The following is a 12112-nucleotide window of genomic DNA, read 5'->3' as shown; positions in this document are numbered from 1 at the left end:
ATTACTGAGTATATTGGATGTATTGTCCCCTTCCGCGCATCCGTCGCGCACCCAGCGCCTGCCGGATGCGCGACGGCTCGAACAACCGCCGCGAGAGGTCAGATCTTGAATCGCTCCAGGCTGGCCGGGTGGAACAGTTCGGCAGGCTGCAGGCGACGGCTCGACAATCCCTCGGCGTGGTGCTGCGCGAGGAAGCGGTCGATCACGTGCTCGTTGTTCGCGAATCCGTACGACCAGAAGTCGTGCCCCATCAGACGCCGTGCATTGCGCAACTGGTCCTCGACGAACGGCAGCGTCACCTTGGTCGCCGAGGTGTCGCTCAAACGGGCCAGCGCCACTTCCTTCGATTGCTCGAACGCCTTCGCGATCGCGCCGGGCAGCCACGGGTGCTGAACCGCGAGCGTCTTGCGAATGCCGAGCGTGTGCATGATCGGGAAGAGCTGCCTGTGCTCGTACCATTCAGCGGCGCTTTTCTGCGGATCATCGAAAAGGTACTTGACCTTCGGATGCCCACGGTCGAAGCACGACGGCGCGCGCGGTCCGATCACGCCGTCAATCTCGCCGTCGGCCAGCAGGTTCGAGATCGTCTGCCCTTCGGGTGCGCTTTCCAGCACGACGCCTTCAGGCAGCTTGAGCGCAATTTTCTCCACGCGCGTCGGATCCTCGTAGCCGCCCCGCACCCAGCGGATATCCGACGCCTTCACGCCATATTCCTCTTCGAGAAAGAGCCGCACCCATACGTTGGCCGTGAGCTGGTATTCCGGCACGCCGATGCGTTTGCCTTTCAGGTCCTCGGGCCGGTCGATCCCACGGTCGGAACGCACGTAGACCGAGCTGTGTCGGAACGCGCGCGACGGAAAGACCGGCACCGCGATGTAGGGCGACGTGCCCGCGGCCGTCTTCACCGAATAGCTGCTGAGCGAAAGCTCGCAAATGTCGTAATCGGCGTGCCGGAACGCACGAAAGAAGATTTCCTCCGGGTCCTGCAGCATGAACACCGGATCGACACCGTCGATCTGGACGTCGCCGTCGATCAGCGGCCGCATCCGGTCGTAGTTGCCCACCGCGATGGAAAGTTGAAGCTTGCTCATTCCTGCTCCTGTCTGACTGTCAAAATGCTTGCCGTCGCGTGCATCGTCACGCGCCGGATTGCTGTGCCTGCCGCTCGCGCGGCACGCCGAAGAAGACGGCGATGCCACCGATGAAAACGAGCGCCGCCACCAGCAGGATGCCGGCCGAAAAGCTGCCGGTCACGCTCTTCACCCAGCCGAGGACGATTGGTGCGAAGAAAGCGCCCACCTGACCGAGACTACTGATCACGCCAATGCCGCCGGCGGCCGCCGCGCCCTTCAGGTAGTTCGGCGGAATGGTCCAGATAATGGCTGCGGCCGCGAAATAGCTCACCGAAACGAGACTCAGGCACGCGATGGCGGCAACCGAGTTGTGCGTCAGAACCGTCAGGAGCACCGCGCCCGTGGCGCCCGCTGTCGTCGACAGCACGAAGTGCCAGCGGCGCTCGAGCCGCAGGTCGGAGCTGCGTGCGATCAGCAGCATGGCAACCGCGCCAACGATATAAGGCAGCGCCGACAGGAAGCCGATCTGCAACAGGTCGGAAACGCCCGCCTGTTTGATGATCGTGGGCGTCCAGTAGTTGAGGATGGTTCCGCAAATGGGCACCGTGGCCCAGCCCGCGGCAATCACGTACACGCGCGGGTCGCGCAGCGCCGCGAGGAGCGTGCTCGGCGAGTTATGCGGCTTGCTGCGACCTTCCTCGTCGAGCGCGCCGATGACAATTCGTTTTTGATCCTCGGTCAGCCACCTCGCATCTTGCGGCCGGTCGATCAGGTAGAAGTAGGCAACGACACCGGCAATCACGGCGGGGACGCCTTCAAGGAAGAACAGCCACTGCCAGTTGCGAAAGCCCCAGACGTCCATGAAGTTTTGCAGGATGAAACCAGAAAGCGGGCCGCCGACAATCCCCGCAACCGCGATCGCCAGCAGGAACCGCGACGTGATACGAGCGCGGCGCTTCGACGGGTACCAGTACGAGAGATAGAGGATGATGCCGGGCCAAAAGCCCGCTTCGGCCGCGCCGAGGAGCGTCCGGGCGAGATAGAACTGCCATGGAGCGGTCATGAACGCCATGGCAGTCGAGATGGCGCCCCACAGCAGCATGATCCGCGTGACGGTCTTGCGGGCGCCAATGCGCCGCAGCAACAGCGTGCTCGGCACTTCGAGCAGGATGTAGCCGATAAAGAACAGACTCACGCCGAGTCCGTACGCCGCGTCGCTCAGCCCGAGATCGTGCTTCAGCTGCAGCTGCGCGAAGCTGACGTTGACGCGATCGAGATAGTTGAGGACCCAGCACAGGAAAAGAAAGCTCATTAGCCTTAACGTGATCTTGCGGTATGTCGCCTCCTCCGCCGCCGAGTCGGCTATGGCAGACAGGGATAGGTCCCCTGAGTGCAACGTTGAATGTGCCATGACTGAATCTCTCCGAATTTCACTCTGGATACCGGCCGGAACAGCGTCCCTCTCACCGTTTAATTAGAGCTCTAATATTCAGCTTACGGCGGCTTTATGTCGCTGGCAAGAACGGGTTTATACCGAGAGCAAGATCGCGAAAAATCGCGCGCCTTGACTTGCATAATTAGAGATCTAGCCATAATATGCAATCCATGTTGATGCAACGCAAGACTGGACTGGTCAGAAGGAGGAGATGGTATGGACGCCTCCCTCCCGCGTCGGATAGGAGAGGCAGTAGGAACGGCGGAGCCCTCGCTATACCCGACGGCATCAGAGTGCCAAAGTGGTGGTGTCAAAACGACCAGGAAGGGTAAGGAGGGCTCGAAATGAAGACTACGACATTTGGCGTGGACCTGGCAAAGCGGGTCTTTCAGGTGCACTGGGTAGACATGGACACAGGCGAGATCAACCGTCGTCAGCTCAAGCGCGAACAGCTCGTGACGTTCTTCGCGAAGCAGGCGCCCGCGCTCATCGCGATGGAAGCGTGCGGCAGCGCCCATTACTGGGCACGCCGCTTCGCGAGCTTCGGTCATCAAGTCCGGCTCATTGCGCCGTCATTCGTCCGACCGTTTGTGAAGCGCAACAAGACCGATGTGGCAGACGCGCAGGCGATCTGGGAAGCTGCACAACGGCCGGAGATGCGTTTCGTCGCTGTGAAGAGCGAAGCGCAGCAAGCGGTGCTGACGCTGCACCGCGTGCGCGCACAACTGCTCAAGATGCGTCGCATGCAGATTAACCAGACGCACGGCTTGCTGTACGAGTTTGGCGCGGCAGTGCATCGCGGCTCGCACAGCATGAACGACGCGGCCCGCATGCTTGGCGAGCTGGCCGACGCTTTGCCCGCCATGGTCATCGACACGCTTCGCGAACAACTGCAGCGTATCGAAGCGCTCACGCGCGACATCCGTGCCATTGAACACCGGCTCGCAGCATGGTTGCGCCAGGACGAAGGGGCCACGCGGCTCGCCGCCATTCCGGGTGTGGGCCTGCTCACGGCGACTGCCGCCATTGCCACCATCGGCGAGGCGAGTACGTTTCGCTCCGGGCGCGAGTTCGCCGCGTTCCTCGGTCTGGTGCCACGGCAAAGCGGCACGGGAGGTCGTGTCAAGCTGCTGGGCATCAGCAAAAGAGGCGACGTGTACTTGCGTACCTTGCTGATTCACGGCGCGCGCGCAGTGCTCTCGCATCCGAAGCGCCTGAGCGACGCGCTGCAACGTTTGCTCGCGCGACGACCGTTCAATGTAGTGGTCGTCGCGCTCGCAAACAAAACGGCACGCACGATCTGGGCGCTGCTTGCCCACGCTCGAACGTACCAATCTGGTTACGTGGCTCACGCTGCGTAGAAGATCAACTAACTATGGAGACGTGGTCGCTAATAGGTTGCGCAGGTTGATATACATGTGATGGCGAAACAGGTCGGACCGCGGGGAAGCAAACCTGAATTCTGTCTTGTCCTTCGAGGACTCGCAGGAGATGAGGACTTCCCCGGCAGATTCCATCAGGGCCAGCGGATCACCATCCGCACCACAGGCCGGATATAAGTCTGCAACCTCATCCTGTCCGTCACACACCGAATATCACCTGGCAAACCGGGAGGCGTCCATATAAGACAGACATGACGCCCCCATCGGAAGACGGTTTTCGTCGTCTGAACATTGCTGGCAAGGAGAAGATCGCCCGTGACATCTGGCGCTTTGAACTGACCGACCCGCAAGGCGCGCCGTTGCCGCCGTTCGAGGCGGGCGCGAACTTGACCGTCGTGGTGCCCAACGGTTCGCGACGCAGTTATTCGCTGTGCAATGACTCGCAGGAGCGCAATCGCTACGTCATCGCGGTCAAGCGTGACGGCAACGGACGGGGCGGTTCGATGAGCTTCATCGACGATACGGCCGAGGGCGACACCGTGGACGTCTCTTTGCCCCGCAACGAGTTTCCCCTCGATGAGCGCGCAAAGTCATTCGTTCTCGTCGCGGGCGGCATCGGTATCACGCCGATGTTGTCGATGGCACGGCAGTTGCGGGCGGAAGGCCTGCGCTCGTTCAAGCTGTATTACCTCGCCCGCGATCAGGAAGGCACGGCGTTCTTCGATGAACTGACCAGCGACGAATGGCGTTCGGACGTGAAGATTCATCACGATCACGGCGACGCGTCGAAAGCATTCGACTTCTGGCCTGTGCTCGAGAGGTCGAAGTCGGCGCAACACGTGTACTGCTGCGGCCCGCAAGCGCTGATGGACACCGTGCGGGACATGACCGGCCACTGGCCGTCGGGCACGGTGCACTTCGAGAGCTTCGGTGCAAGCAATGCGGATGCGCGCGAAAGCACGCCGTTCACCGTGCGGCTTTCGCGCAGCGGCACGTCGTTCGACATTCCCGCCAATCGCTCGATCCTCGAGGTGCTGCGCGACGCCAACGTGCGCGTGCCGAGTTCGTGCGAAAGCGGCACCTGCGGCTCGTGCAAGACAGCGTTGTGCTCAGGGGAGGCGGATCACCGGGACCTCGTGCTGCGCGACGACGAGAAAGAAACGCAGATCATGGTTTGCGTGTCGCGTGCGAAATCCGCGGAGCTGGTTCTCGATCTTTGAGCATCGCGGGCTGGGTACGAACGCGTCGCATGAAGGCCTCCAGCGCACCCAATTAGAAAAGCCCCCGCCGAGGGGCAAAAATCCTTAAATGCCGTTCTGCATGCTGGTTCCGATTCCGGAAGTCCTGACGGCTGAAACCAGCATTTCCTGAGACGACATTCCTCCGGCGCCGATTGGACGCACGCACCGATCTCCATCGCATCGATTCATCGTCTATCGAAGGGAAAATCATGGCGGGCAACAGATCACTGCGTTCTGAGGTCGAAAAACTCGTTGGCCCGACGCGGGGCCGCGGGGCGTGCGTGCGCACGATCGCCGATGGATTCGAGTGGTCGTTTGGCTGGTCAGCCCCGGCCGCGCAACGGCTGCGCTTCCTGCTCGACTTCGGCTATCTGCGGCACGCGTCCGTATCGACGACGTCGATCTATCTGCACAGTGACGAAGTAAAGCGGGCACGGCAGATGAGCGACGTGTTTGCTGTACGAAAGCGAAGTCGCTTCGATGCAAGCGTGCTATCCCGGTGCCAACCAGACATAACGCCGCGACGGCAAGTCGTCGTGGCCGCCTTTGTCAGCGGGTTTTGGGGCGAAGCCCGAGTGTGATGGCAGCATGGCGCCCGACCGTTAGTTGCGCATCCGACAGGAAGACGTTCGGTCATCTGCGCCAACGTATCGGAGGCCGCAGTTCGGCGCGAAGCGGACGAAGTTCGCCGGTCGGATGGCTTTACACTTGTGTCTCGTCATCCCTTGCCGAGCGGCGGCCGACTCGGGAATCCCGCCATATTGCTTAGCTGGGCCAGTTCATTCGCCGCCTCGCGCAGCAGCATCGAGTACTCGTGAATCTTCTCGGTCGTCAGCCGCACCCGCGGACCGGCCAAACTGATGACGCCGACGCAACGCGAGCCGCTCACCACGGGCACCGCCACCGCTGACATGCGCGGGGCAAACACCTCGTCGATCATCGCGTAGCCACGCACGCGCGCAGCGTGCAGGAAGCCCAGCAGCGCCTTGAGCGTCGTCGGCGCATTGGGTCCAAACTCATTGGGCTGTCCAAAACCCTGCTTCAAAACCAGTGCCGCCGCCTGTTCGTCAGTCATTGTCATCAGCCATGCGTGTCCGGTCGACGTGCATGAAAGTCGTGCTGCCTGGCCCATGTCAGGATCGTAGCGAAAGCCGATGCGCTGTCCGTCCGCCTTCCCCACCCAGATGATTGCTTCGCCGTCCACCAACGACAGCCGCGCCAGTTCACCTGTCTGCGCAGCGACGCGTTCGATGATCGGCTGGGCGATATCCGCGATGCCCGTCAGGCTCAGGAATTCCAGCCCGTTCGACGTCATACGCATTGTCAGAATGTAGCGGCTGTGATCGACCAGTTGCCTGACATAGCCGCCTTCGATGAGCTCGGCGAGCACGCGGTGGCACGTGCTGCGGGGCAGGGACAAAGCGTCGGCAATCGCCAGAAGACCCGCGCCTTCGGCTTGCGTCGCCAGGAAATCAAGAATTCTCAGGCCGTTTTTGAGCGACATTTCGCGTGATTTTCATTATGTGCAATGCAGTTCCGGTGCGGAACGCCTCGCTTTCCGAGCGCAAACAATAGCACTTGTTCGTCGCCAGAACGAACGGTTCGACATATGAGGAATTCAGGAGACAACATGTCATTTTTTGCTGATTCAGGCCTTGCCGCGGAACAACAGTCCGCGCAGGCTCACTTGATGGCGCGTCGGGCGGTGGCAGGCGCAACCGTCGGAACGGCGCTCGAATGGTTCGACTTCGCGCTGTATGGTGTGGTCGCGGCCACGATCTTTCCAAAGCTGTTTTTCCCATCGCTGGACCCGACCGCCTCGCTGCTCGCGTCGTTGGCTAGTTTCTGGGCAGGGCTGGCCGCACGCCCGCTAGGCGCGGTGATCTGCGGGATGCTCGGGGACCGTTGGGGACGCCGCAAACTGATGCTTATCACCGTGTCGGTAATGGGAGCTTCATCGTTCCTGATGGGGCTGTTGCCCACTTACCACCAGGTTGGCATCTTCGCGCCGACGTTGCTGGTGACACTGCGCATCATCCAGGGATTCGCGCTTGGCGGCGAGTCGACGGGCGCGCAACTGATGGCGGTCGAGCATGCGTCTGCTAACCGACGCGGTTGGTATTCGGGCCTGCTTGGCATCTGCTCGCCACTCAGCCAGATTCTCGCCAACTTCTCGCTCTTTACACTGGCCGCGTTGCTTTCATCGGACGACTTCGACTCCTGGGGATGGCGAGTCCCGTTCCTCGCAAGCTTTGTGCTGGTGCTGCTGGGCATCTACATCCGCAGGAAGGTTAGCGAGACACCCGCCTTCGAGGCGCTCAGGAAGAGTGGCTCGCCCACACGCGCTGCCAATCCGCTAGGCACCGTTTTCAAATATCACTGGCGCACCGCGCTTCGCCTGACGCTGTTCTTCTGTGGCCCGGCCGCACTGTTTTATCTGATCGTGGTTTTCTCGCTCAGCTATCTGACGAAACACCTCGGCGTACCAAAGCAGACCGGTTTCATGCTGCTGATGGTTGCGAATGTCTGTGCCATCGCGGGAGCGCTGGCGGGCGGTTATCTGAGCGATCGGATCGGACGCAAACGTGCACTGATGATCGGCTCGTTCTGCACGCTGATCTGCTGCCTGATCTACTTTCCGATTCTCAACCAGAACTCGATCGCCATGACGATGGCCGTGATGGGCGCCTTCCTCGGCTTCACACAGTTCCAGAGCGGCATCCAGCCGGTGTGGTTCGCCGAGTCATTTCCGACCGATGCGCGCTACACGGGGTCCGCACTGTCGTACTCGGGAGCCAACCTGCTCACCGGCGGCCCGATGCCAATCGTCGCCGTGGCGCTGCTCAATGCCTTTAACGGTTCCCCTTGGGCCATCGTAGCGGTCTGCGGCTCGCTGAACCTGATCTCCTTCCTGATGATCGCAATATCCCGGGAAACCAAAGACACGGCCCTGGAACGCTCTTCTACACACTGACACCATGACTCGCAAACTCTACATCCTCAATGGCTCCAACCTGAACATGCTGGGCGCGCGGGAGCCTCATCTTTATGGCAGCACTACGCTGAAGGACATCGAACAGAACTGCCTCGCGCTGGCCGACGCCCTCGAGTTCGACTGCGTATTCCGACAGACGAACAGCGAAAGCGAGTTGATCGACTGGATCCAGGAAGCATTCTTGCAGGACGCCGCGCTGATCATCAATCCAGCCGGCTTTTCATTCGGTCGGATTCCGGTGCTCGACGCAGTCAAGCTCATCCGCCGACCAGTAGTGGAATTGCATATCACCAACATTCACCGACGCTCGGAGGAATATCGTCACTCGACGATTTCGGTGGCGGCTACCGCGGTAATTTGCGGGGCTGGCGCAAACGGATACTTGCTGGCAATCCGCGCGATTGACGATCTGTGGGGCAACCAGACCTGAGCCGGCTCCTCTATCCATGAAGCACGCGGGCTCCTCGATGGAGCCCGAGTTCGGCTGGGGCGTCTTCTACGCAGTGGTGGTTGCCACGTTCGCCTTCCTCATGTTCTTGCGCGAGCGGCGCGTGAATCGCGCGATCGACTCCGAACTGATAGGGCTCGACATCAAGAACTGGCTGATGTCGGCGTGCGTCAGCGCGGCGCTGTTGCTGGCGTTTTCGATTGCATGGCTGCTCGAACGAATCGGGCACGGCCACCTGACACCGTACATCGACCCCGGCGTGCTCGCACTACTGACGCTCGTCCTGATCCCGATGCCGATCGGAACCGTGATCGGCGCGGTCAAGGAAGTGTTGCTGATCACGCCGCCGGATCTGGAGCGCGGGCTGCGCGACCTGATGCAACAGCTGACCGCCGACTGCGGCTTCGTCAAGCACTCGCACTACGCGACGCGCGTCGGCCGCGGCCTGTTCGTCGAGGTGCATATCGTGTTGCCCGAGGCGATGGAGCACGCCGGCGTCCGCCATCTCGACCAGATCCGCGACAGGATCTCGCGCGCAATCGGCGAATCGGGCCCGGACCGCTGGCTGACGGTGGCGTCCACGCGCGACCCGCGCTGGTTGTAACTTTCGCGACTAGTCCCCGAACGGGTTGTTGGTGTCCTTCACTTCGGTACTGAGGTTGTATTCCGCACGCATGGCCTTGAGTACGCCCTCGATGTCGCGCTCGAAGCCGATAGCGTTACCGAAGTGGGCCATATTCCAGTTGCAGCCTGTCTTGTCAGCCTCTTGCAATTGCGGCCGCGGCACGCGAATCTTCACGCCATCCTCGACGATTTCCTGCAGTCGATGGAGTCGCCGACTGACCTCCTGCTGAAGCTGCGAGGCATTAAGCGTCTTGCGTATCATCCAGGTCTCCTCCCGGTTGCTCGAGCCAGTCTAACGCAAGTGATGCGTTTCGCGACCTGGCGCTGAAATGCGAAGCGCCAGAGAGAAAGCAGGCGTATCGGTTCGTGGGGGTGCGTCAGCCAGCGCCGACGCGCGAAAGTCTGGCGGCTTTAGACGACGATGGTTGTGCGTCGCACCACACATTCGTTCGCTTTCTCTGTCGCCGCCTGGATTGTTTCCCCGATAGCCAGACATACGGATTACGAGGAACATAGGTATGCGCTAAAGGTTGCCAACGTGTAAAACCGGTGGGGGTAAGCATGGGACAACTCGACTTCAGTACCTTCGAGCACGAAGGTTGGGAGCGGGTCGCGCAGGCCTATCATGAGTATTTTGGTGATTTGACCGCCCAGTCGAACCAGGCCATGCTCGAGACCCTCTGCATTCGGCGCGGAGCCCGTTTTCTCGACGTCGCCTGCGGCCCGGGCTACCTCGCGGCGGCCGCCGCGCGCAGCGGCGCGGATGTCGCCGGCGTGGATTTTTCGGTCGCGATGGTCGACAAGGCGAGACGCGTCTTTCCGGCACTTGAGTTCCGCGTCGGCGACGCGGAGGATTTGCCATTTCCCGACGCAAGCTTCTCGGCAGTGGGGATCAGCTTCGGAATGTTGCACTTTGCGCACCCCGAGCGCGCACTCGCGGAGGCGTTTCGTGTACTGCAACCTAACGGCAGAATCGCCTTCACGGTATGGGCGACACCGAACAAGGCGGTTGGCTTCGGCATGGTGTTGAAGGCGGTCGAGGAGCACGGGACGACCGACGTACCCGTCCCGCCGGGACCGCCCTTCTTCCGATTCAGCGATTGGGAGGAATCGAAGCGCCTGTTGCTCGATGCCGGGTTCGTCCAACCGGAGGTGCGGGAGTTGGACCTCACGCTCGTGCTTCGTGCTCCCAATACACCTTTTCATGCACTCCTGCGTGGTGGCGTGCGGGTTTCCGCGTTGCTACACGCGCAGACGCCGACCGCGCTAGCGTCTATTGAACGGGCAGTCGCACACGAGGCGGAGGCGTATCGCAGCGATACTGGGGACCTGCGGCTTCCGATGAGCTGCGTTCTGGCTTCCGCACTCAAGCCTTAGGGCGAGCGGGTTGACTCAACTCAACTAGACCGTCGCGGCGAGCTTGAATTCATCGAACCTGGCTACTGGTGGCGATAGTTCCTGGACTTCCAGACGGTCCACCAGAGCTGCATGCGCACCGTCAACCAGCCAATCGCAGATTCGCTCGAGTTCTTCAGCGTGTCCTTGGAACACAGCCTCGACCGAACCGTCCATCCGGTTGCGCACCCAACCCGTGATGCCTCGAGCCGTGGCCTCGTTGATGCAAGCCTGCCGGTAACCTACCCCCTGCACGTGGCCATATACCCTGACCAGTCTGGTCCGTAAATCGGTATCGAACTGTGGCGTCATGATGCACGTAACTCCAGGTCGGATAAGACGCAGCGCAATTGCCTCTGATCGCTGTCGCTGTCAGTCCGGAAGCAAAAGCTCTGCTCGACACGAATCGCGAATTCGACAGTCAACCTCCGCGCACCTCGTCGGTTTCGCCTGCCGAGTCTGTCGCCTCCCAATCCGCCTTCGTCGTTGCTGCTGGCGTCACCGGCTTGATACGTGTCCACCACGCGGTATTTGCCGGTGCATGGAAGCGGAACTGCGTGCTCCATGCCGCCCAGAACTCCCGCTGTGCGGCCTGGGACGTCGGGAGAACAAAACCTAACTTCTCAGCGAGTGCCGGCAGATAAAGGTCAAACGCTGATTTGACAACGTCGCCCCAGCTTCTTGCCTCAAGAATCGCAAGCCGATACGCAATTGCCGCAATGGCGGCCGCAATCGCAGCGTTCTGAAAAAGATCCGCCAACAGGTAATTACCGGCCAGTCCGTCGGCAAGCCAGATGTCAATCGCTCGCACCAAGGTAAAGATGGACGTAAAGGTACCCAGAACGACGAGTCCGACCAGAAAGTCAACTGGCGCTCTCGAATCCGCAATGATTGCCTGATAGTCCTTTGGGATGACTGCAAGAAGACGCGGCCATACGAATATGCTGTCAACCTTATAGACTTCGCTCGAGTAACCCTCGAATGCACGCAACGTGTTCCCAAAGGCCGTAGGAAGAACGAGATTTTCATGCCGGGGGAAATCACGGGCGTTCCGCTCCTGGTTGCGGTACAGCCTCGCCCTTACGGTGGCTCGGTTCGATTCAGCCTTTCTGTATTCCAACGATTCCTTTGAGGCTTTAAGCCGCTCGATTGTACTGTTCTCTGTAGCGAGTTCCGTACGGAGGCGTTCTATGAGGTCCAGCTGACGATTGCGGCGATTTCGCTCATCGCGCTTCCAGGCCTCGCGATTGAATGGCCATTTGTATCCTTCGAGGACCTGATAAAACCAGTTGTTCAATACCAACAGGATCAGCGATAGGACCCATACGATGATGAGGAAAGAGAACAGGCTTCCAACCTTGTCGCTGTCCGAGGTCGCCTTGTGTAGCAAATCGCAAAATGCCGGGATATCGGCGTTTGCCGCGAGAAAGCCTGTAAAGCCAAGCAGGGCCGGCAAAAAGAAGCCGAGGACAAATGCTTTGTCCAGCAGTTTCGATAGGCCCGAGAGCATCGGAGATTA

The 12112-nt window shown here is 60.6% G+C and carries 13 protein-coding genes; 7 read left to right on the top strand and 6 right to left on the bottom strand.

From position 1 onward, the window contains the following. Positions 1–98 precede the first annotated feature (98 nt). Both OKW26_RS22285 and OKW26_RS22280 read right to left on the bottom strand, forming a co-directional pair. The gene (locus tag OKW26_RS22285; RefSeq protein ID WP_429355190.1) at positions 99–1091 is read right to left on the bottom strand and encodes an ABC transporter substrate-binding protein; all 993 of its coding nucleotides are present in this window, start codon (positions 1089–1091) and stop codon (positions 99–101) included. A gap of 46 nt (positions 1092–1137) precedes the next feature. After that, positions 1138–2484 carry an MFS transporter gene (locus OKW26_RS22280; RefSeq protein WP_090810778.1) on the bottom strand — a complete coding sequence of 449 codons (1347 nt, stop codon included), beginning with the start codon at positions 2482–2484 and terminating at the stop codon, positions 1138–1140. A gap of 368 nt (positions 2485–2852) precedes the next feature. On the opposite strand from OKW26_RS22280, the gene OKW26_RS22275 reads away from it, so the two are divergent. The 3 genes from OKW26_RS22275 (at position 2853) to OKW26_RS22265 (ending at position 5712) form a co-directional block, all read left to right on the top strand. Further along, positions 2853–3869, top strand: a complete 1017-nt coding sequence (locus OKW26_RS22275; RefSeq protein ID WP_429353833.1) for an IS110 family transposase — start codon at positions 2853–2855, stop codon at positions 3867–3869. Between the two features lie 272 nt (positions 3870–4141). Then, on the top strand, positions 4142–5110 hold the full coding sequence (locus OKW26_RS22270; protein WP_429355189.1) for a PDR/VanB family oxidoreductase: 969 nt from the start codon (positions 4142–4144) through the stop codon (positions 5108–5110). Between the two features lie 173 nt (positions 5111–5283). After that, positions 5284–5712 (top strand): hypothetical protein, encoded by a 429-nt coding sequence (locus OKW26_RS22265; RefSeq protein WP_429355280.1) that lies wholly within the window; start codon positions 5284–5286, stop codon positions 5710–5712. Positions 5713–5849: 137 nt separating this feature from the next. Here OKW26_RS22265 and OKW26_RS22260 read toward each other — a convergent pair whose 3' ends face one another. Continuing rightward, entirely contained in the window at positions 5850–6635 is a 786-nt protein-coding gene (locus OKW26_RS22260) for an IclR family transcriptional regulator (protein ID WP_018422624.1), read from the bottom strand. Between the two features lie 126 nt (positions 6636–6761). Between OKW26_RS22260 and OKW26_RS22255 the strand changes: the two genes are divergently transcribed. From OKW26_RS22255 to OKW26_RS22245, 3 genes are read left to right on the top strand one after another with little or no spacing between them, the layout of a single operon-like run. Continuing rightward, positions 6762–8105: an MFS transporter gene (locus OKW26_RS22255; protein ID WP_429355188.1), complete on the top strand. Its 1344-nt coding sequence runs from the start codon at positions 6762–6764 to the stop codon at positions 8103–8105. A gap of 4 nt (positions 8106–8109) precedes the next feature. Beyond that, a complete protein-coding gene (locus OKW26_RS22250) occupies positions 8110–8556 on the top strand; it encodes a type II 3-dehydroquinate dehydratase (protein WP_090810774.1) in 447 nt (148 codons plus the stop codon). Between the two features lie 16 nt (positions 8557–8572). After that, positions 8573–9178: a cation transporter gene (locus OKW26_RS22245; protein ID WP_429355187.1), complete on the top strand. Its 606-nt coding sequence runs from the start codon at positions 8573–8575 to the stop codon at positions 9176–9178. 9 nt (positions 9179–9187) lie between these two features. On the opposite strand, the gene OKW26_RS22240 is transcribed toward OKW26_RS22245, so the two are convergent. After that, on the bottom strand, positions 9188–9460 hold the full coding sequence (locus OKW26_RS22240; protein ID WP_429355186.1) for a hypothetical protein: 273 nt from the start codon (positions 9458–9460) through the stop codon (positions 9188–9190). 299 nt (positions 9461–9759) lie between these two features. Here OKW26_RS22240 and OKW26_RS22235 point away from each other — a divergent pair, with 299 nt between their 5' ends. Further along, positions 9760–10575, top strand: coding sequence for a class I SAM-dependent methyltransferase (locus OKW26_RS22235; RefSeq protein ID WP_429355185.1), 816 nt, complete (start codon positions 9760–9762; stop codon positions 10573–10575). A gap of 24 nt (positions 10576–10599) precedes the next feature. Here the strand turns inward: OKW26_RS22235 and OKW26_RS22230 are convergent, their stop codons facing one another. Together OKW26_RS22230 and OKW26_RS22225 are read right to left on the bottom strand one after the other, a co-directional pair. Continuing rightward, positions 10600–10905, bottom strand: coding sequence for an acylphosphatase (locus tag OKW26_RS22230; RefSeq protein WP_429355184.1), 306 nt, complete (start codon positions 10903–10905; stop codon positions 10600–10602). Between the two features lie 109 nt (positions 10906–11014). Continuing rightward, on the bottom strand, positions 11015–12103 hold the full coding sequence (locus OKW26_RS22225; protein WP_429355183.1) for a hypothetical protein: 1089 nt from the start codon (positions 12101–12103) through the stop codon (positions 11015–11017). Positions 12104–12112: the final 9 nt, after the last annotated feature.

Origin of the sequence: Paraburkholderia sp. 32, assembly GCF_050435345.1 — a bacterium.
Classification (GTDB): domain Bacteria; phylum Pseudomonadota; class Gammaproteobacteria; order Burkholderiales; family Burkholderiaceae; genus Paraburkholderia; species Paraburkholderia tuberum.
The sequence above is the reverse complement of the archived record's forward strand: the minus strand, read 5'-3'. Positions and strand labels throughout refer to the sequence as shown.

What these genes read in the sequence shown, in the direction of transcription:
- OKW26_RS22270 (WP_429355189.1), top strand. Translation starts at nt 4,142, where the DNA reads ATGACGCCCCCATCGGAAGACGGTTTTCGTCGTCTGAACATTGCTGGC.
- OKW26_RS22230 (WP_429355184.1), bottom strand. Translation starts at nt 10,905, where the DNA reads ATGACGCCACAGTTCGATACCGATTTACGGACCAGACTGGTCAGGGTA.
- OKW26_RS22250 (WP_090810774.1), top strand. Translation starts at nt 8,110, where the DNA reads ATGACTCGCAAACTCTACATCCTCAATGGCTCCAACCTGAACATGCTG.
- OKW26_RS22285 (WP_429355190.1), bottom strand. Translation starts at nt 1,091, where the DNA reads ATGAGCAAGCTTCAACTTTCCATCGCGGTGGGCAACTACGACCGGATG.
- OKW26_RS22275 (WP_429353833.1), top strand. Translation starts at nt 2,853, where the DNA reads ATGAAGACTACGACATTTGGCGTGGACCTGGCAAAGCGGGTCTTTCAG.
- OKW26_RS22245 (WP_429355187.1), top strand. Translation starts at nt 8,573, where the DNA reads ATGAAGCACGCGGGCTCCTCGATGGAGCCCGAGTTCGGCTGGGGCGTC.
- OKW26_RS22235 (WP_429355185.1), top strand. Translation starts at nt 9,760, where the DNA reads ATGGGACAACTCGACTTCAGTACCTTCGAGCACGAAGGTTGGGAGCGG.
- OKW26_RS22280 (WP_090810778.1), bottom strand. Translation starts at nt 2,484, where the DNA reads ATGGCACATTCAACGTTGCACTCAGGGGACCTATCCCTGTCTGCCATA.
- OKW26_RS22240 (WP_429355186.1), bottom strand. Translation starts at nt 9,460, where the DNA reads ATGATACGCAAGACGCTTAATGCCTCGCAGCTTCAGCAGGAGGTCAGT.
- OKW26_RS22225 (WP_429355183.1), bottom strand. Translation starts at nt 12,103, where the DNA reads ATGCTCTCGGGCCTATCGAAACTGCTGGACAAAGCATTTGTCCTCGGC.
- OKW26_RS22260 (WP_018422624.1), bottom strand. Translation starts at nt 6,635, where the DNA reads ATGTCGCTCAAAAACGGCCTGAGAATTCTTGATTTCCTGGCGACGCAA.
- OKW26_RS22255 (WP_429355188.1), top strand. Translation starts at nt 6,762, where the DNA reads ATGTCATTTTTTGCTGATTCAGGCCTTGCCGCGGAACAACAGTCCGCG.